General features: G+C 57.0%; 16 protein-coding genes and 2 pseudogenes. 12 read left to right on the top strand and 6 right to left on the bottom strand.

Features of this window, described 5'->3' with window-relative positions; translation table 11 throughout:
• The first annotated feature begins 10 nt into the window (after positions 1 to 10).
• The 3 genes and pseudogenes from KBW81_RS07550 to KBW81_RS07540 all read left to right on the top strand — a co-directional run bounded on the left by KBW81_RS07550 (position 11) and on the right by KBW81_RS07540 (position 2,345).
• Complete coding sequence (locus KBW81_RS07550) at positions 11 to 583, top strand: CIA30 family protein (protein WP_254248878.1); 573 nt, start codon at positions 11 to 13, stop codon at positions 581 to 583.
• 97 nt (positions 584 to 680) lie between these two features.
• A pseudogene (locus tag KBW81_RS07545) lies at positions 681 to 1,264 on the top strand (IS5 family transposase); the annotation flags it as partial.
• A 94-nt stretch (positions 1,265 to 1,358) separates the two neighbouring features.
• Positions 1,359 to 2,345: an IS5 family transposase gene (locus tag KBW81_RS07540; RefSeq protein ID WP_411914385.1), complete on the top strand. Its 987-nt coding sequence runs from the start codon at positions 1,359 to 1,361 to the stop codon at positions 2,343 to 2,345.
• Between the two features lie 4 nt (positions 2,346 to 2,349).
• Here the strand turns inward: KBW81_RS07540 and KBW81_RS07535 are convergent, their stop codons facing one another.
• A complete protein-coding gene (locus tag KBW81_RS07535) occupies positions 2,350 to 3,018 on the bottom strand; it encodes a helix-turn-helix transcriptional regulator (RefSeq protein WP_254248877.1) in 669 nt (222 codons plus the stop codon).
• A 1,088-nt stretch (positions 3,019 to 4,106) separates the two neighbouring features.
• On the opposite strand from KBW81_RS07535, the gene KBW81_RS07530 reads away from it, so the two are divergent.
• From KBW81_RS07530 to KBW81_RS07490, 9 genes are all read left to right on the top strand, one after another.
• A complete protein-coding gene (locus KBW81_RS07530; protein ID WP_175499132.1) occupies positions 4,107 to 4,295 on the top strand; it encodes a Flp family type IVb pilin in 189 nt (62 codons plus the stop codon).
• A gap of 103 nt (positions 4,296 to 4,398) precedes the next feature.
• The gene (gene cpaB, locus KBW81_RS07525; RefSeq protein ID WP_175499131.1) at positions 4,399 to 5,232 is read left to right on the top strand and encodes a Flp pilus assembly protein CpaB; all 834 of its coding nucleotides are present in this window, start codon (positions 4,399 to 4,401) and stop codon (positions 5,230 to 5,232) included.
• On the top strand, positions 5,229 to 6,746 hold the full coding sequence (locus KBW81_RS07520; RefSeq protein WP_090185110.1) for a pilus assembly protein TadG-related protein: 1,518 nt from the start codon (positions 5,229 to 5,231) through the stop codon (positions 6,744 to 6,746). Before cpaB ends, KBW81_RS07520 begins: the two co-directional genes overlap by 4 nt.
• A 5-nt stretch (positions 6,747 to 6,751) precedes the next feature.
• Positions 6,752 to 7,249 (top strand): TadE/TadG family type IV pilus assembly protein, encoded by a 498-nt coding sequence (locus KBW81_RS07515; RefSeq protein WP_090185108.1) that lies wholly within the window; start codon positions 6,752 to 6,754, stop codon positions 7,247 to 7,249.
• On the top strand, positions 7,246 to 7,878 hold the full coding sequence (locus KBW81_RS07510) for a TadE/TadG family type IV pilus assembly protein (protein WP_090185105.1): 633 nt from the start codon (positions 7,246 to 7,248) through the stop codon (positions 7,876 to 7,878). Before KBW81_RS07515 ends, KBW81_RS07510 begins: the two co-directional genes overlap by 4 nt.
• Before the next feature lie 10 nt (positions 7,879 to 7,888).
• Complete coding sequence (locus tag KBW81_RS07505; protein ID WP_302059349.1) at positions 7,889 to 9,085, top strand: AAA family ATPase; 1,197 nt, start codon at positions 7,889 to 7,891, stop codon at positions 9,083 to 9,085.
• An 11-nt stretch (positions 9,086 to 9,096) separates the two neighbouring features.
• Positions 9,097 to 10,482: a CpaF family protein gene (locus tag KBW81_RS07500; RefSeq protein ID WP_090185100.1), complete on the top strand. Its 1,386-nt coding sequence runs from the start codon at positions 9,097 to 9,099 to the stop codon at positions 10,480 to 10,482.
• Positions 10,479 to 11,456, top strand: coding sequence for a type II secretion system F family protein (locus KBW81_RS07495; protein WP_090185097.1), 978 nt, complete (start codon positions 10,479 to 10,481; stop codon positions 11,454 to 11,456). Before KBW81_RS07500 ends, KBW81_RS07495 begins: the two co-directional genes overlap by 4 nt.
• 12 nt (positions 11,457 to 11,468) lie before the next feature.
• Positions 11,469 to 12,464 (top strand): type II secretion system F family protein, encoded by a 996-nt coding sequence (locus KBW81_RS07490; RefSeq protein ID WP_090185095.1) that lies wholly within the window; start codon positions 11,469 to 11,471, stop codon positions 12,462 to 12,464.
• A 586-nt stretch (positions 12,465 to 13,050) separates the two neighbouring features.
• Here KBW81_RS07490 and KBW81_RS07485 read toward each other — a convergent pair.
• The 5 genes and pseudogenes from KBW81_RS07485 to KBW81_RS07465 all read right to left on the bottom strand — a co-directional run bounded on the left by KBW81_RS07485 (position 13,051) and on the right by KBW81_RS07465 (position 19,723).
• A complete protein-coding gene (locus KBW81_RS07485; RefSeq protein WP_254248876.1) occupies positions 13,051 to 13,995 on the bottom strand; it encodes a glycosyltransferase family 2 protein in 945 nt (314 codons plus the stop codon).
• Positions 13,996 to 14,098: 103 nt separating this feature from the next.
• Positions 14,099 to 14,608: pseudogene (locus KBW81_RS07480) on the bottom strand (integrase core domain-containing protein); the annotation flags it as partial.
• A gap of 12 nt (positions 14,609 to 14,620) precedes the next feature.
• Positions 14,621 to 17,494, bottom strand: coding sequence for a UvrD-helicase domain-containing protein (locus KBW81_RS07475; RefSeq protein ID WP_411914384.1), 2,874 nt, complete (start codon positions 17,492 to 17,494; stop codon positions 14,621 to 14,623).
• A 340-nt stretch (positions 17,495 to 17,834) separates the two neighbouring features.
• Positions 17,835 to 18,611, bottom strand: a complete 777-nt coding sequence (locus tag KBW81_RS07470; protein WP_090185090.1) for an ATP-binding cassette domain-containing protein — start codon at positions 18,609 to 18,611, stop codon at positions 17,835 to 17,837.
• Positions 18,611 to 19,723 carry an ABC transporter permease gene (locus tag KBW81_RS07465; RefSeq protein ID WP_254248874.1) on the bottom strand — a complete coding sequence of 371 codons (1,113 nt, stop codon included), beginning with the start codon at positions 19,721 to 19,723 and terminating at the stop codon, positions 18,611 to 18,613. The genes KBW81_RS07470 and KBW81_RS07465 overlap by 1 nt, the downstream gene beginning before the upstream one ends.
• Positions 19,724 to 19,762 lie beyond the last annotated feature (39 nt).

Below are 19,762 nucleotides of genomic sequence, written 5' to 3'. Positions count from 1 at the left end.
GAAAACCTTTATGCGCGGCCTGATAGCAATCGGTCTTGCGGCGATCATACTGGGCGGCACTGTGCCGCCTTTGATGGCGGACGAGTCCGTGACCGCGCAAACAGTTATCGATGATTTCACCATGCAGCCAGAAACGCGCTGGCGGTTCTTCACCGATCAGGTAATGGGAGGCGTGTCCACTGGCGGTATCGCTTTCGCGCAGGACGACGGCACGCCCTATGCGCGCATGACAGGCCGCGTCAGCACAGCCAACCGTGGCGGGTTCATCCAGATGCAGTTAGATCTGGCCAGTCCACCACCCGAAGGGACAACAGGCGTCCGGCTTGTCGTACGCGGCAACGCTCAGCGCTATTTCGTTCATCTGCGCACAAGCGGCACAGTGTTGCCTTGGCAATATTATCAGGCAGGCTTCGATGTCACGCAAAACTGGAGCGAGGTACGCCTGCCACTGGGCAGCTTTACAGCCTCGGGCGCGCTTATGCGCAGATTGCCGCAACCGACCAGCCTGAGATCAATTGCCGTCGTGGCCTTTGGACGTGATCACGACGCACAGATCGATGTGCGCGAGGTCAGTTTATATTGATGCAGGGATACATTGGGCAAATTCCATAGCACGCATCATCGAAATTGGGCTGAACATACGGCCCTGTTGCACAAATCAGGTGTGGTAGCTGGCCCGTATGAGCAAACCAACATCGTCTACCGATAAGACGACGCACTGGACTGCCTATAATGAGGCGCTAGGGCGCAGCGAGTCACTGACGATCTGGTTGGATCCTGAGGTGAAGTGGCATGCCGAACCTTGCGGCAAGAGAGGCAGATCGCGGACGTTCAGTCTCGACGCGATTTAGACTTGCATGACGACGAAAGTGCTATTCGGAATGGCGCTTCGCCAGACGACTGGCTTTGTGGAAAGCCTGCTGCGGCTCACGGAGCTGGACTGGGTTGTGCCAGATTTCAGCACCATCTGCCGCCGCCAAAGGACGCTTGCCGTCAACATTCCATATCGTGGCGCGAAGGACCCGTTGCACCTGCTTATCCCTCTCGTGGTTTGCAAGCAAACCACTGCCGGGCAGTGGACAGCGCCGGCATCAAGGTCGAAGGAAAAGGCGAGTGGAATGCGCGCAAGCATGGTGGCCCCAGACGGCGCGTCTGGCGCAAAATCCACATCGGCATTGATGAGAATACGTTGGAAATCAGAGCAGTTGAGATCACGAGCAGTAACACAGGTGATGCACCGATGCTTGAGCTACTCAGCCTTGTTGCATGGCTCCCCGCTCAGCTAATATCGAGTACGGTCTTTACCATGCAGGATGCTATAGGTGCCGCACTAATTTAATGCTGATCGCCGTGACAATATCCTCAAGCAGAAGCATAGGGTGACGAATTGGGCTGAGTACAACGAAAGCTTGCGGCGGCGAGGGAATTTGACGGTTTGGATTAGCGAAGAGCCGCTCGCTTTGTGGTCTGGGCCGCGCAGGACGAAGCCGGGTGGACAGCCTGTCTATTCAGATCTGCCGATTGAGACCTGCATGACCCTGGGCATGGTGTTCCGGCAGCCGCTGCCCCAGACCCAAGGCTTGATGTGTTCGATTTCCAAGCTGCTGGGGGTCGAAATCGCGGTGTCCAGTTTCCCCATCTTGTCGCGCCGGGGCAACGGCCCAGCGGGAATTCAGTTGGCCGTGGATAGCACCGGGTTGATGATCCACGATGCGAGCGAATGGCGAGAGGAAAAGCATAAGACCGAGCGCAAATGGCGGTCCTGGCGCAAGCTGCACCTCGGTCTCGATCTTGTCAGCAGCGAAATCGCCTGCTCCGATTTGACCATCGATGGCGTCGGAGATTCCACCGCGCTGCCAGGTCTGTTGGATCAAATTGATGCCCCCGCCGACCTGTTTCTAGCGGATGGTGCCTACGACCGTGATCCAACGTGCGATCTTCTGCTCGAGCGCTTTGGCGAAGGAATTGAGATTGTGATCCCACCACGCAAAAACGCGATGCTGAGCCCGGACGCCGCCCAGAATCCGACGATTTGCGATCGCCAAATTTTCAAAATTAAGGGGTACGGACGCATAGCTTGGCAGAATACATCGGGCTATAAACAGCGCAGCCGAAGTGAAACTTTGATGGGTCGTTGGAAGGTCGTCATCGGGACGAAGCTAAAAGCGCGCAGCTTTGAGAACCAGAGAACGGAGGCCAGGATTGTTGTCCGCCTGCTGAACCGGATGACCGAATTTGGTCGCCCCAGTCTCGAACGAACCGCCGGAATTCCGTCTCGGGTACGGCGAGTTCCTAATTGGAGGCGATCCGTGCAACACGACCTTTGCAACTCAAATTCGACATAAGGACCTAACGCTGAAAACTTTTCCGAGCCGAAATATCTGGTTCTTTGCCGACGGACTGATGCAACAGGTGAACCAGTTCAACGTGTCCGGCGACGCCGGTCTTGAAGTAGATTGAGCGTAAATGGCTGCGAAATGTCGATTTGCTGATCTGCAGGACATCGGTCACCTTGTCAGGCAGACCGCCTTCTTGAACCAGCATGCAGATCCGAAACTCTGACCGCGTCAATCCGGCTGGATTTCTTGTGCTCAAAATATTTTCGAACGCCTTTTCGCATGCTCGCGCCGTCGGAAACGGATTTTTTGCAAGATGCGCCGCGGCGACCCCTGCTGTACGATCGGACCAGCTTTTTGAAAGGACAGGACCTAGTACCTGCAAGAGCTGGCGGTCGTGGTCGACAAGCCGAAAGTTGAAATGGAATTCCAGAAAATCAGTACAATCGTCTTCGTTAGAGAGTGAAACGATACCCACATCGCGTAGTCCTAAAGGTTCCAAGTAATCCTTAGTATCGCTATCTGACAGCAGTGCAGTCATGAAGAAAACATTGCCACAATGCGTCTTGTGCAACATATCGCCCAACATGGCAGAGGCAAAACTACGAGCGGGGCGGCTGAATAGCTTACCGTCACTTTCCGTCTGCCTGGCGATCATCCGGGTCCGATCAAAATGGCTCATTCGGCGCACTACTTGAACAGTTTCTGCGCTAACGAGTTTCCGAAAATCTGTTAGAACACTATTTAAATCTTTTCCGGAGCTTGCCGCATGGGCCCATTTTGAGGCAATACTCACTGACCCTCTGGTCTGCTCAATACTAAAATTATTCTCTCCCATAGCCATCGCTAAAACACCCCAAATTTGTGAAAGCAAAACGTCTAATTTAAATCGGTAATCGTCTTAAAAATATAATCATTGATTATAGCAGACTGGCATGAATATTAACAAAACACTAACAGAATTTGCAAGGCGTTGATGAGAGTTCTCCGATTGATCGAACATGCAGCGGTATCCGGTGCAGTCACGATGATGAAGCAAGCTGCGAAAGAGCCCGGCTGCCTTCTGTTGCTTCCTGCGTTCTATATGGTCGATCTGCGCGGATGAGCGATGGCTCTAATTTACTGACTTAAGTAATTGTATTAAAATGGTTTTTATGGGGTCCGCACTTCATAAATTTAGTTAATACACAAGAATAATGAGCGTAGCGTGCCCGCTCTTATTTTACAGCTTATCCCCGTATTTTTAGCCGCTGCACCCTCCCCCAGAAATTTTATTGCAAGTCGAAGGCCAACAGTTGTTGCGCATCGACGATAAGAGGTCGGGCCACAGTTCTCGGTGCCGAACCGATCGCGATCCGACCTGCAGGACCGAACCGTCGCTCGTACCACTTCGAATCAAAAACGCGTGGCCGAATGCCATTTACATGTGATTTTCGAACCAATTGATGCGTCAAATCAGGGTAATGCGGGTGAGAATGATGGGATTGTATAAAAAATCGATCAAATGGATGAGGTCGGTGCTCATAAACTCGACGAGTTTCGTCGCTCATTGTGATTCGAATAGCGCTCTGACTTCACGATAGTGGCCGAAATATGTCTAAATTGGGGAATACACGCGGATCCTTCAACCTTAGGGTGTAAAATTCATCGTGCCGGATGATGTGAACCCATATTTCGGTTCGTAAGGTTAAGTCGATCCTCGGCAGTTGCCGGAAAGATCATAATAGGCGCAATTTTCGCCATTAAATAAAATGGATAAAGGGGACTGATATGTTCAATTTTTTGAAGAACTTCGCAAAAGACGAATCCGGCGCGGCCATGGTCGAATACGCAATTGCCTTGCTGGTTGCAGCCGCAATCGGTGTGACTACTTTTTCGACGATGGGAACGCAGGCTGCTGCAAATGCGACTAAGGCTTGCACAGCTCTTAACGGCAGCACGGGTACAGGCACCTGCTAAAGTTCACGATCCGTCGAAAAACCGCCGGAAGCCTCCTTCAGGGGCTTCCGGGACACTTTCTCTTAAAGTCATGCCTTCGTTAGAGGCCATACTGGAGCATGTCATGCAATTCAGAAGTCTCGCTACCGTTCTACTCGGCACCGCCCTTGCCGGAGCAGGTTCCTTCGCGGCCATGAGCCTGGCTGTCGGACCCGGAACCGCGACCGCAATGCAAGATCCTACAACGGTTGATATCGTCGTTGCGCGCGGAGAGATCGCCTATGGTCAGGCTTTGGAACCGGCTCTGCTGATGATAAAGCCGTGGCCGAAATCGGCTGTACCCGACGGCACCTATACCAGCTTTGAAACATTTTCTTCCAACGACCCCATGCGGGCTCTCAGCCGGATCTTTCCGGGCGAGCCGATCATGGCCGCCAAACTATCATCGCCCGGCGAACGTGTGACGATTGTTCAGCGCCTCACATCTGGCTATCGCGCCATGGCCATCAGCGTCGATGCGGCCACGGCCGTCGGCGGCTTCGTTGCACCCGGCGACCGTGTAGACATCGTCCTAACGCAGGGAAACGGCGGCGAGCTGCGCGCGGTCACGGTCCTGCAAAACGTGCGCGTGGTCGGCATCGACCAGACGTCAGAGGAACAACAGGGCGCGCCCATGGTCGTTCGCACAATCACCGTCGAAGTGCTTCCGGATGACGGTCAGCGCCTCGCACTTGCGCAGAAAGCGGGCCAGTTAAGCTTGAGCTTGCGCGATCTAGAAGCCCCGGACCACGCGCCGTTGCAGCAGGTCCAGTTGTCGGACCTTTTCGATGTAGCAGAGCCTACGCCCGTCGTCGTGGAAAAGGTCGCCGACGTTGTGGCCGAGCCCGAGGTGGTTCCGGTACGCAACAGCGTCATCGTGCGTCGCGGCGTGACGACCGAGCAGGTCTTTCTGAAATGAAACGACGTGGGCCCTTTGCCAACCGACGCCTGGCGCGCTTTTGCCATGAAGAGGCAGGCAGCATCCTCGTTCTTTGGATCGCCTCGCTCGTCGCGATATTAGGCATGACAGCTCTGGTCTTCGACATCGGGCGGGTCCAGATCGCCCACGGCGACCTTCAGCGGTTCGCCGACGATGTGGCTTTGGCCGCCGCCGCAGAGCTGGACGGTCGGTCCGACAGCATCACGCGTGCGACCAATGCCGCCTCTAAATTGATTTCCAATCCACAAGCCTACGGCGGCGACGGCACCCTGTCTGGCGCCACAGATTATACGCTGACCTTCCTCGATGGCCTACCGGCAGCCGATACGACCGATCCGTCGGGCTATACAACCACCGATCCGATAGACGCCACACTCGTGCAGGTCGTGACGACGCCCGTTACCCTAGATCCGATGTTCCTACGGGCGACCCGCACGCTTGCAGGGGTCACAGGACCCGCACAGGCGACGGTCTTTGCTGAATCCATCGCCGGGTTTTCGATGGAGGCATGCGATATCACGCCACTGATGTTCTGCAAGCCTACCGGGTGGAGTGCGACACAGGCCTCGTCGATCGGCGATGGGATCCTACTGCGATCCGGTGGACAGGGAGCCGCATGGGGACCCGGCGATTTCGGCTTCCTCGACGTGTCGTCCAGCGCGATCGGTTCGTCCTGCTTCGGGTTGAATGGTGCTAAACTTATTGGCTGCCTCATCGGGGCAGAGGACAATGTCACCGGATGCTACGCGCAGCGCGGTGTGACTATTGAGCCGGGACAGAAGGTCGGACTGGAGAACGCGGTCTTCAATACACGGTTTGATCAATTCCGCGGCGTGATGAGCCAGTTCAAATCAAATGCCAATTACACAGTGGCTCCCAACATCATCTCTGGTCTGGTGCCACAGGGGAATGCTTGCGGCTGGAATAATGTCAGCGCTTCGACTAATTCGATCGGCCTGCCGCATGACAATTGTTTTGCAACCGGAGGCTGCACGCGCTTCGGCACCGGCAGCTGGGACTACGCGAACTACGTCGACTCGAACTACGGCAATCGCAACGGCATTCTGGAGGCGGGCGAAGATTCCCATCTGGTGTCTCATATCCCTGCGGCGTTCGCCGGAACTCGGTATGGCGTCTATCTTGCTGAGATCGCCTACGCCCAGACGGCGGGCCTTCCGTCTGGTGCAATTCTTAGTGACCGGGACGAGACGGGGATCGCGCAATGCTCTTCAAACGTGTCGACCAATCCTGCACGCCGGGTCGTCATTGCAGCGGCGATCGACTGTACGAAACACCCGATCAATGGTGCTGCGACCAATGTGCCTGTGGATGAATTCGTCGAGCTTTTCATGACCGAACCCGTCGGAACGGGCGTCGGATCACCGCCATCCTTCGATCTGTGGGTCGAGGTTATTGGTTCCGCCGGTGTCGCAGGTCTGGGCGCCGCGGGAACCGGCGGCGTGTTCCGCGATGTTATCCAGTTGTACAGGTGACACAGATGGCACGTATCCACAGCACTTGGTTCAGACGGTTCCGAAGCTCCGAAGACGGCGTGGCCGTGGTTGAATTCGTCCTCAGCGTCCCTCTGATGATCCTGATCTTCGCCATCGTCATGGAATTCGGGCGGCTTTTTTTGGGTTATCAATCGACAGTCAGCGGCGTGCGGAATGCCAGCCGCTACCTTGCGCGGGTGGCACCGATTGACATCTGCGATACCGGTGGCAGCCTAAGCACCTACGATACGATATTGAAGGCCATGATCGAAAAAGACCGTCAGGCCAACAACGTCCTGCCGACCAAGTTTACGGTTACTAAAGTCGATGCGACCTACGTCTGTGCGGTGGGCCCCTACCGGATTTCGCCCGCACCCGTGGCGACGGTCGCGGCGCAGATCACTGTGGAGTTTCCGTTCGGCTCTTTGTTTTCGCTTTTCGGTACCCCGCTCGGCACGCTTTCGACGACAGTGTCCGACACCAGCCGGATATTCGGACAATGACTGGCACCGGCATCAAACGTAACTTGTCGCGGTTCGCCCGCGAAGAATCTGGGGCCGCCATGGTCGAATTCGCCATGGTGGTTGGCATCTTCTTCATCATGGTGTTCCAAATTATCGACTTCGGAATTTTCACCTCCAACAACCTGATGGCCGAGAAGTCAACGCAGATTGCCGCGCGCATAGCGACGGTTCGTCCGGCAGCCTGCGCGGGCGTACCAGACCGGTACGCGCGCGGTACGGCCTCGCCTGCTCCGCGATTCGGCACCTCTTGCGGGGCGGTTCCGAATGCCTGCGCCATACCCGTCACGGCCACTTGCGATGGCAGTGTCAGCAACGCGACGGCTAGTGAGATCTGGGAGCGGATTGGACCGACACTGCCTGGCGGCACGAAGATATCCGATCTCAAGTTCATTTACGCCGCCGACACGAACCTAGGATACCTCGGCGGGCCTTACGTGCCGCGGGTGACGGTCGAACTGAATCTGCCCGCATTTCAGTTGTCGTTTCCGATCGGAGCCCTTGCCAATCTTGCGGGCGGCGGCACGGGCGGGTTCACGGGCCATCCGCAGTACCGCGTCTTCAGCATAACGTCGCCGGGTGAAGATCTGGCAACCGGAATAAATGGATAGGATGTAGAAAATGATTCATCAGTTCTCAGCACCGGGTCGAATCCTGATCGTTGGAGCGTCCGACATTTTAACGACCTGCCAGTTCACATCCCTCTCACCGCTGCTTAATGCGGTGGCTGCTTCGGCACCGACGTTGCACGATCTGGTTGAAACCGCTGAAGCCATCACTGCGAAACACGATGTCGTCCTGTTCGAGACCGATGTCTCCGACGACGATCTTGCCGCCTTGGCGCATTTCGTCACGGTGGCCCAAGGGCAGACGAAATTCATCGCTCTCGTTGATGACAGGCTGCCGCTGACGAAGGTACGGGTCCTTGGCGCGTCCGGTGCGGACGATATTCTGCCTCTCGATATCAAGGCAGAGGCGCTGATTCAGGCCTTGGCAGACTTGGCCGGGCAACCTGGCGTGCTCGATTTGCACGGCAGCCGGACGGGCGCGGCTGCGCGTGTCTTCTCCATTGCGCAATCCCGCGGTGGTGCGGGGGCAACGACAATCGCGGTGAACCTCGCCTCCTCGCTGGCTGTCGCTGCCAAAAGAGGCGAGTCAGGGCCGCGTGTCCTGCTTCTCGACCTCGACCTGCAATTCGGAAATGCCGGCACCTATCTAGATGTGGAAGACAACGGCGGTCTCTATGATCTTCTGGGGCAGGATGCGCTTCCCAGCGAAAAGGCCATTCTGGGTGCAGTCCAGACGAGCGGATACGGCGTCGACGTCCTGACCGCACCGACTGTCTTTGTGCCTCTGAATGCGATGACGCCGGAAATCGTTGCCCATATGATCGGCGTCTTCCGGTATGCATACGAATATCTGATCATTGACCTACCTCGGGCGACGTTGGATTGGCTGGCACCGGTCATCATGGCGACCGATCAGTTGATCATGGTTTCTGACAGCTCTGTTCCCTGCATCCGCCAGGCGAAACGCCTGATCGACCTCTACCGCGAAAATCGCCTCACCCTGCCGGTCGCGCTGGTCATAAACCGAGAAAAAAAGACGTTCTTTGGCTCTGAAACGATACGGGCAGCCGAGGCGATGCTGGGCCTGAAGGTTGCGTCGTGGGTGCCCGACGATCCCAGCGGCGAGCGGCGCGCGGTCGATCTGGGGTGCCCTACCGCTGCCGTGCGGTCCAAGGGCCGCAAGACCTATCGCGGGCTGGCCAAAAAACTTTCCGCAACTGCTATTTCTTCATCCAATGACTTCGTCTGAGAGGGCCACAGATGTTCACTGATTATCTCAATCGCCGCAAGACTGCCCCGACGAACGTAGTGCAACTCATGCCCGCGACCGCGGTGCAGGAAGCCGCGCCGCACCACGAAATCGACCTGGAACTGCAGAACTGGTTGGAACTAAAAAGCTCTTTACATGAGGCGATGCTGAACCGGCTCAACTTGTCCGTCATCGACAAGATGGACCCGGTGGAATTCAAACGGCAGATCGCTGGACTGGTGTCGCAACTGTTGCTGGATCAGGAGCGCACGCTTGGCCCGGATCGCGTGAAACAGCTGATCGAAGAACTGATTTTCGAGGTGACCGGTCTAGGACCGCTGGAACCCTTGCTGGCCGATCCCACGATTAATGACATCCTCGTTAACAACCACCAGAAGGTCTACGTAGAGCGGTTCGGCAAGCTAGAAAAAACGCAGGTCCGGTTCCGTGACGAGCGTCATCTACTACGGATCATCGACAAGATCGTTTCCTCGATGGGGCGCCGAGTCGATGAGTCCCAGCCCTGGGTAGATGCGCGCCTGCCGGACGGCAGCCGGGTGAACGCGATTATACGGCCGTGTGCCGTCGACGGTCCGTCCCTGTCGATCCGTAAATTTTCTGCCAAGCCCTATTCACTGGATCGGCTGGTCGAGGCGAAGGCGTTGACGCATCCGGCCGCCGCCATCTTGCGCGGACTAGTCGAAGCGCGTCTGAACGTGCTGATCTCTGGCGGCACCGGCTCTGGCAAGACGACCATGCTCAACGCGATGTCGGCCTTCATCGACAAAGATCAGAGGATCGTGACGATCGAGGACGCGGCCGAGCTTCAGCTTCAGCAGGACCACGTCGTCCGGCTTGAAACTCGCCCATCCAGCATCGAAGGGACTGGCGCAATTACCCAGCGCGAGCTGGTGCGCAATGCACTTCGGATGCGGCCGGACAGGATCATCGTGGGCGAGGTGCGCGGTGCCGAATGCTTTGACATGCTGCAGGCAATGAACACCGGCCACGACGGCTCTATGACGACTGTCCACGCCAACACCGTGCGCGATGCTCTGAGCCGGCTGGAGCAGATGGTGACGATGATGGGGGCCGATATTCCCATGGCCACCATCCGAAGCCAGATTGCCTCTTCGATCGACATCATTGTCCAGCTATCCCGCCACAGCGATGGCAAACGTCGCGTCATGAGCATTGCCGAAGTCAACGGGATGGAAGGCGATGTTATCACGATGCAAGAGATCTTCACTTTTCGCCAACTCGGCAAGGGTGAGGGCGGTGAAGTGCTTGGCGAATTGGTCTACACCGGAATCCGGCCTCAATTTATGGAAAAGCTGACCGCGACAGGCGTCAAATTGCCCCCTGATGTATTTAACTTCGATGGGGTAACCGGATGAACTTCGGATTTTTGCGCTCAATGCTTCCACTGGAAGTCGTTATCTATCTGATGATCTTCTTCGGGGCCTTGCTGGCCTTCGAAGGTTTCCGGCAGGTCGTCGGAAACCATGCTGGCGAAATCAGACAAAAGAACCGGCGCATGCGTATGATCGCGCAGGGCGTGGACGAGGCGCGGATCGCCGAGGTCCTGTTCCGAAATCACTCCACACACAGTGCGCGCACGAAGGGACCGGTCGAGTCCTTCCACCGCACTGTTGCCCATGCAAACCTGCCGATTGGCATGCGTGCCCTCCTTGCCTCGCTCATTAGCTTCGCCGTCATCATTTTCGTCGCGGCATCCCAGTTCGTACCGGTCCCGGCCGCTGCCGTGACGGCCCTGCTGCTGGGGTTCGGTCTGCCCTACGCCATTCTAGACCGTATGGCCGAAGCGCGACTGAAGAAACTGTCGGAGCAATTGCCTGATGCCCTCGACATGATGGCGCGAGGCCTCCGGGTCGGTCACCCGCTTAACGTGACCTTGCGGCGAGTCGCCCGCGATATGCCGGACCCGATTGGCAGCGAATTCGGCATCATCGAAGACCGCATTCGTCACGGTGTCGATCTGGTTACCGCATTCGGCGAATTCGCCGACCGTATCGACCGAGAGGACGTCCACTATCTGAGTGTCTGCGTCGGCATCCAGCACGGCACTGGAGGAAATCTCGGACGCGTACTTCTGGTGTTGTCTCGAGTCATCCGTGACCGCCTGATCATGTATAAGAAGATCCACGCGCTTTCCTCCGAAGGTCGGCTGAGCGGCATGATCCTGACGATGATGCCCTTCATGATGGTGGGAACCATCTATAAGTCCTCGCCCGGATTCTTTCTAGACGTGCAGGACCATCCCATCTTCGTTCCTATCGCCATTCTAATTTGCATTTTGATCGTCCTGCAGGGCATCATCCTTAAGCGACTGACAAAGTTCGACTTTTGAGGGAGACCGACCATGGAACGCGTGAATGAATTACTAGCCGCCCTTGGCATCGTCGCAGGGTCCCAAACCGTCTTGCTGCAGGGGATCGTCGCGGTCGGACTCTTCGTGGCTATCCTGGGGATTGCGGCCGTCTTCCGACCCAGCACAGCCGTGCAAATCCGGCGTATGCAGGCGGTTGCATCACCTTTGTCGGGCCGCGATATCGTGCGCCCCTGGGATAATGACCCGACTGGCGCGCTTCGTCTCTTCGTTCCGCATTCCGGCACCGAGCGGAGCAAGATTTCTGCACGTTTGCGCCAGGCCGGCATCCATAAGGTAAACGCGCTTCGGAACTTCTTTCTGGTGCGGTCCGTTCTGGCTTTGGCGTTGCCGGGATGTTTTGTGCTCGCGGTCTGGTTCAACCAGTCGCTGCCAACCGGCCTTTCACAGGTTTTGGAACCGCTCAGCCGACTTGAGACACCGCAAGCCTTCATGATCGCCGTCTTGCTCGTCGTAATCGGGTTTTACGGCCCGTCGGCGTGGCTCAGTTCCAAGGTCGCGCAACGGCGCAAATCCGTGACACGCGGCATGCCCGGTGCGCTGGATCTCATGCAGGTCGCGATCGAAGCCGGTCTGGGGTTTGATGCAGCAATGAACCGCGTGGCTAAGGAGTTCGGACGTTTTTGCGGCCCGATCGCCGAAGAGTTCACGATCCTGCAACTCGAAATTCAGGCCGGGAAGCCACGCGACATGGCCTTCGCTCAGTTGGAACGGCGGACGGGTGTCGACGCCATGGCCTCCTTCGCGAGCGTTGTCCAGCAATCTGCCGAATTCGGCACACCAATTTCGCAAGCCCTTGAAACCTATTCTATTGAGATGCGTCTGGATCGGGAATTGAAAGCGCAGGCCAAAGCAAACCAATTGCCAGTAAAAATGTCAGCGGTGCTGGCCGCATTCATGATGCCTATTCTCTTGCTAATCATGCTGACTCCGATCGCAATCAGATGGGTCACCGTCCTCACCCCATGATAAGACAGTGCGGTGGTTTCACGCGTTCTGGCGGCACCCCCGGTCGCTTGCCCAAACTAAAGCCAAAGATATCGAGTTTCAAACGCACTGCCCTCAAAAATTTGGGCCGCATGAAATTGGAGCTTTCGGTTAAAACTTTTAGGCTTGGATAGACGCGACGAACAACTCTGTCGCACCAACCGGGAGATGGCTGGAATTTCCCTTATCCAAGTCGGATTTACCTCACGGCTTTGATGACAGGGGCTGCCAGTGCGGCGTAGTCGTTCAGGACTGCGAAGCATATGTGCGTTGCTTTCGCCTACCCCCTTCACCTTGATGTCCGTGCTGTCCACTGCCCCACAACGGTTTGAAGGTCATCACTGACCAGCGGCGCATCAGCAGCCTAGTGTAGGCAGTCCGGTCCGCGGTCTTGCCGGCTCGCGCCGTGGGTTTGCTCATGCAACCCAGCAACTACACTAGATTTACGACATGAATCGCTTGCGGGATTTGTGCGACAAAGCCCTTCGACGCGTAAATATGTTGCAGACATGAATAGCGACGAAGGGCTTCCAGACCAGGAAAATATGGCCAAATCCGGCCAAATCCTTCAGCAATTCATTGCAGGCGACGCGTAAGTTTCTGCTTCGATCGATGTAACGAGCTGATCAGCAAAGCGATCCCTGATCTCGACGAGCATAGCCTTCTGCTCCGCAGTCATCGCATCAATGCGCCCCGGGCTGTCATGAAAGTAAAGCGGCATGAGGCCGGCCATGCGAGCCGCTTCGATGTCGCGGTTGATCCAGATACTCTTTTTCATGTCATCCGTCAGCGAATTTAGCTTCAGGGCGCTCTCCAGAAACAGCATGTAGTTCGCGGCGATCGGCTTGCCTAAATCTGACCGGTTATCAGCGTCCTGATGCCAGACCGCCCCGATCTGCGGCGAATAGGCGACAGGTCCTAGTAGAGCCAGCTTCCCCCAAGCCACCGTGTCCTCTCCATGTGTGACGCCATCCGGGAAGCCACCAGTCTGCCTCAATGCCCACATGGGGACCGCGGCGTTGCTGGAGGAGACAGGCATGGGACCCGTTGACATAGCCCTAAAGAAACAAGGCAATAGACCTTTCAGATCCGCGCCAATCCCAAATTGGTGAAAAACCTGGCAACCATCTCGCCTGATCACCGACCACGCGGTCGTCATCAGTGACGCCTGCGGATACAGTTCCGCTAGTTCTAGAATCTCGCCGACATGCGAGACAGTCCATTCGTCATCGGCGTCTAGAAATAGGATCAGATCGCCCTTGGCAGACCGCCACCCTGCATTCCTCGCCGCAGACACACCCCGGTTGTCCTGCGAGATCACCTGGGCGCGGATTGCCCTGTGGTTGTCCTTGACCCAGCTCCGGGCAATATCCCCGGATCCGTCGGTCGAACCGTCATCCACCACGATGATCTCGAAATCGGCACAGGCATCGACCAAGGAACCCAAGGCGGAGTTCAGTGCCCGTTCAATGTGACGCGCCTTCTGATATACGGGTATGACGACGGAAATCATGAGCCGGCCTCCAGCAAGCAAATCTGACGCCACATATGATATGCTGCCGGAACTTGAAACCTTACTTACGCCGTGACCTGCACCCCGGAAGTTCCCTCAGTCATTATGAGAGTTTGCGGGTTTGGATTTCACATTCTTCGTCATCAATTTGGGCAAGGGCGTCCTGCGCGGAGCCTTCAAATTGCTCAAGCGCGCGACGCGCTTGTGCGGGTGTTTGGTTTCCCAGCGATGAGCGCGGCCTGACGTTTTTGTAGTCGTATCGCTAATGGGCCAGTATGCGGCGGGCATCATCCAAAGTGTCGAAGATCTCCTCGTTCAGTAGTTCGTCTCGCAGGCTGCCATTAAAGCTTTCGATGAAGGCATTTTGCTGGGGTTTTCCGGGGTCGATATAGTGCCAATCCACGTCGTTCTTGCCCGCCCACGTCAGGATCGCGCGACTGGGAAACGCCGTGCCGTTGTCACTGACACTGCAGGTGGGTTTTCCATAGACACGCACAAGCGCGTCCAATTCACGGGCGATACGCGCACCTGCGATGCCGGTGCCAGCCATCAGGCAGAGGTTCTATCGGCAGCAATCGTCATTCACGGCCAACATGCGGAACATGCGTGATGCAGGCCAGTCGCGTTACCTTCGGCGTTTGCCTGTGACACCCCGTCCGCTCGGCTTACGCGCCAATTGCGCTTTCCCGAGACAGGTTGGGAAGCGAACACAGCCCAGAAATGTGCTGTGGGGGCCGGTCCGTTCAACAAGCCAGCCGGTTGCACAGTCCGGGCAACTAGGGTGCACTTTCCCGCAACTGCACTTGGATTGTAGCGTACCCTCTACCCCATGTGGGAGCCCTACCCCACATCCCGAACAGGCAGGTAGAAAATTGCCGCACTGCTCGGAATGCGCGCAGCGGTACCAAGTTCGACCGTCTTGGCCTTGCACACGCAACAGCCGTCCACCGCATTCGCCACATTCGTGGACGTCTTGGTCGGACCCGGACGGCTGGGAAACCCCATATGCCGGGTCCTTTAAAAGTTCGCTGACAAAGGCCGACGGGCGCGCGTTTGATGCGAGGATCGTCAGGGTGCGCCGCGCCCGCGTCATCGCAACATACATCACGCGCCGTTCCTCTGCGTTCTGGAATGCCTCCTCGTCGGGCGATACCAATCCCAGCAAGGGATCGTCGACGATCTGAGATGGAAAGCCCACCCGCCCACTGTCGGCGTTCAACAAAACCACATGATCTGCCTCCAACCCTTTCGAGGCATGAATGGTTTTGAAACTGAGTGTCACGCGCGCAAAGCGCCGCCGCAGATCCCGCAGGTCAGGCTCCAAATACCGATACCGCGCGAGCAGCAGAACACTCGATGTCTCTCCAGCCGGATCCAACTTGGACGAAAGCGCGGCGAGTACATCCGAAAGCGCTTTTACGCCTTCGTGCTTTGCCGTTGTCACAATTTTGATGGCGGGTTCAGTCGCGATGCCAGCCGGAACGATCTGTTTCTGGATCTGGGCCGGGTTTTTAAGGACGAACGTGCGCGCCGCAAAAGCGATCTGATCCACGGACCGGAACGTTCGACCCAGATCGACCGTACTGTGGATTCCGGCCTCCCCATCAAAGGTTCCGCCAAACTCGGCCCCAAACTTGCGCATCAGGTGAATATCTGATCCGGCAAAGCGAAAGATCGACTGCCAGTCATCGCCGACGGCAAATATACGAACGTCAGGATGTTGTCCTTTCAGCGCCTTCACAAGTTTGGCGCGGCTTTGAGAGATATCTTGAAACTCGTCCACCAGGATATGGCGAAACGGACTGAGGTATTTGCCGGTTTCCACATAATGGGCCGCTCGTAGGATCATGTCCTCAAAGTCGATCCGTCCCGCCAGCCGCTTTTGGTATTCATCAAACACAGGGCCAAACACCGCAAGGAACGCCCGGCCGCGTTTGCCGAGCTTCATTTTGTCGGACGCACTCTCGCAGTGCTCCAGGCTGTAGCCACCGCTTTTGAACTTGCGCAGGAACGTCCCGAGCAGTTGCGAAAACGTGTCGACCTGCTTCATTTCGATGACACGGTCATAGATCGTGTCGACTGGCCGGGGGCTTAGCTTGGCATGTGGCGCGATCTTCTCGGCCAGACTGGTCAGCAGCCGCCCCTCTTGCCGTTCATAGCTGTAGGTTTCGATCATGGTGCTTTGGTGCGTGGCATGAACCTCGCGCTTCCATGCCATGCTGGCCAGATAGTCATCGCGGTTTACGAATGGCGCAGTCGTCAGTTTTTCAGTGCCATCCGCCATCTTCTGACGCCGCACGCCGAAGTGTTCGATGTACACGCCGCTTTCGGTCAAACGGAAGTCCGGCTGATAGTCCCGCCGCCCCGTCTCAGGCAACTTCGGATCATAAACGGGCTCATATTCGTAGGCGACGCCGTTTTCATAAAGCCAATTGGCGATCTGCAGCTCTTCGTAACTTTTAACCTTCTCACCTTGCAGCGTGCGCAGGTCCTGCTGTTCCATATGGGTGTAGAATTCGTGTTTGGTTTTGAAATCCCATTCTGTCTTCGGCTCGACCAGAAAATGAGAAAACCAATCGATGATAGCGCGCGACACGGCAGACATCGTATGAACGAGGTCCTTCAGGATCTGCTTTATCAACGCGCTGAACGCCACGTCATCGGTCGCGTGGTCGGCAAGGGCAGGTTTTGACCCTTCCACCGCACCAATGATGTCATAAGCCAGCGCGTGAAATGTTCGCGCCACGATGGGCTCACCGGATCGCGCCTTAACCCGTTCTGACATTTCCGCGGCAGCATTCTTCGCAAATGCCAGCAGCAGGATTTCGTCCGGTTTCCGGATTCCGGCTTTGACCAGATAGGCTGCCTTGGCGGTAATCACGCTCGTCTTTCCCGATCCGGCGCCGGCTAGCACGAGGGTCGCGTCCTCATCCACCACAACAGAAAGACGCTGCTCAGCCGTCAGCGGCTTGCTTTCGATGGTGTCAAAGAACTGTTCCCAGCGATCCAGTTCAGCAGCGACAAAGACCGATATCGCAGTTGCTCGGGCCGCCCGGGGATCAGCCACGAACTTGCGTACAAGGGTCACCCGCTCTGCCCGATCCGTCCCGATTGCTTCTGCCTTTAGCTTCGACAGAAGCTTGGCATCCAAGGACCGCGCATCTTTCAGAACCGGCGCTAGACGGCAGGCCGCAGGATACCGGCCCGGTCGCGCCAAGCCGGAAACAGCGGCATGAAGCCGGTCGAACCGTTGCGCTTCCCGATCAAAAGCACCCGTGTTGAAGCTGACCCACGCAGTCTGGACGGTGTCGGCAAAGGCGCGCGCATCGGCATGATCGGTACCGCGCAAGATGACATCTCTATTTGCGGACACCTGCAAAGACAGCGTCGTTCCAAGTAGGCCCTTCCGAAGGGCCGGTGCCTCGCCAATATCCGCCAAGGAAAGTGCTGCAGGCATGCTCCGCCCGGTGACCAAAAGATGATCACCCTTCAACTCAATGGCGCGCGCAGTCGTGCCAAAGGGGTTCAGGAATAACCCAAACAGTGGTCTTTGTTGTAGCCGAATCAATTGTATGCGCCCTGTGCCTTATTCCGGGCACCTTGCGCTTTGGCTCTTGGGAACTGCAACCTTTAGGAGACTGGTTTGGGGCGCGCAACAAGCTGCCGTTCGGGCGAAAGGTGCGCTGATTACCGGCGCTGTGTTGGTGTTCGAGCGCAAGTCGGGAGGCGATGTGACCATATAAGGCGGCCGAAATCACATACAGGGCGGTGCGTGGCGGTTGAGCGGTATTTTTTGCAGCGAGGCCCGCACATGCGTCCAAATGTGCAGGCCAGTTTTATCAAACAGTACCGCCGAGTGAGCCTTCCAAAGTCGCGAGCTCCTGCCCACCTGCCATCATGTCCTGCAACTCTTCTGGCGTCACGTCGCCCCGCGTTGCCGTGCCAAATGTCTTGCCCCGGTTCAGCACGGTAAAACGGTCGCCCACTGCCATCGCGTGACGCACGTTATGGGTGATGAACACGACCGAGATCCCCTGCTTGCGCACCCGGTCCACCGTTGCCAGCACGTTCGCCGTTTGTCGTACCCCCAGCGCGGATGTCGGCTCGTCCAGGATCAGCACCTTGGCTCCAAAATAGACCGCCCGCGCAATAGCGACAGTCTGACGCTCGCCACCCGAAAGCGTCCCGACCGCCTGATCCGGGCCACGCAGATTGATGCCCATAGCGCGCATTTCTTTCATGGTAACCTCGTTGGCCAGTTCATGGTCAAAGAACGGCAGGCCCATCCGGTGCTTTATCGGCTCGTTGCCCATAAAGAAATTGCGGCTGACCGACATCAGGGGGATCATCGCAAGGTCCTGATAAACCGTCGCAATGCCTGCCGCGATCGCCTCGCGCGGATCATCAAAGTGCATCGGCTTGCCTTCAAAGCAAATCTCGCCGCGGGTCGGCTTGTGCACGCCGGACATCGTCTTGATGAAGGTCGATTTGCCCGCGCCGTTGTCACCCAAAAGGCAGTGACATTCGCCCGGAAAGAAATCTACCGTCACGCCATTTAGCGCAATGACAGAGCCGAAGTGCTTTTCGATATTGGTCATGCGGATGATGGGTTGCATCAGCGTTCTCCCGTGATCAGGCGGCGAATATAGGTGTTCAAAATGACGGCCAGCAGCAGGATCACCCCAAGAAACACGCGGAACAATGACGATTCGACCCCGGCAAAGAACAGACCTTGTTGTACGACGCCAAAGATCAGCGCCCCCAGGGCCGCACCGATCACTGACCCGTAGCCGCCCGTGAGCAGCGCGCCGCCGATGACCACCGCAATGATCGCTTCAAATTCCTTTAGAAGGCCGCGGTCAGCACCAGCGGACCCGAATTCCATCACCTGGCAGACGGCAAAGACCGTGGCGCAAAAGGCGGTGAACATGAACATCAGAATTTTGACCCGCTCCACCGGCACACCGACATAGCGCGCGGCCTGCGCGTCGCCGCCTGCCGCAAAAATCCAGTTCCCGAAACGGGTGCGGGTCAGAACGATATGCCCGACGATCACGAGTCCCAGCGCCCAGATGATCAGCATCGGAATCCCGTCAACGACGGGCTGCCCCGCCTTGTTGCCGCGCTCAAAGACCGAAATCATGCCAATATCGCCCAACCAGGCGAAGAACCCCTTCAAGACTTTGCCGCCAAAAATCGCGGCAAGCCAGTCGCCCTCCGCCGCCTCGGTGATACCGCCGATGATGGTCTTCCGTTCCAGCGTTTGCGGAATGAATATGGTAAAGCCGCGCAGGATAAACAGGGTCGCCAGCGTCACGATAAAACTCGGCAAGCCAGTGCGCACGACGATGTAGCCGTTCAGTGCCCCCAGCGCGATGCAGATCGCAAATGTCACAAGGATCGCCATCCACATCGGCCAGCCTAGCGTCACACCGAAGATGGCGATCATCATGCCTGCGAAACCGATCATGGATCCGACGGACAAGTCGAACTCTCCTGCGATCATCAGCAGACAGGCCCCGACGGCGATAATCATGAACTGCGCCGAAACGACAGACCAGTTCAACACGCCGGTGGAACTGAACATCCCGCTATCGGAAGCGGTGAGCAAGAAGAAGGTAAAGACAGCGACACAGCCAACCATGCCCCCTAACTCCGGGCGGATCAGGGCGCGTCGCAGGCGCGACATCTCCTTGATACGTTCGTCACTATTGGTTGCATCAGTCATGATACGGCACACTCCGACAAGTATTTGGTGGGGGGATTA

This window comes from Loktanella salsilacus (genome assembly GCF_024206795.1).
Taxonomy (GTDB): Bacteria; Pseudomonadota; Alphaproteobacteria; order Rhodobacterales; family Rhodobacteraceae; genus Loktanella; species Loktanella salsilacus.
This window is presented reverse-complemented; position numbering and strand designations above follow the sequence as displayed.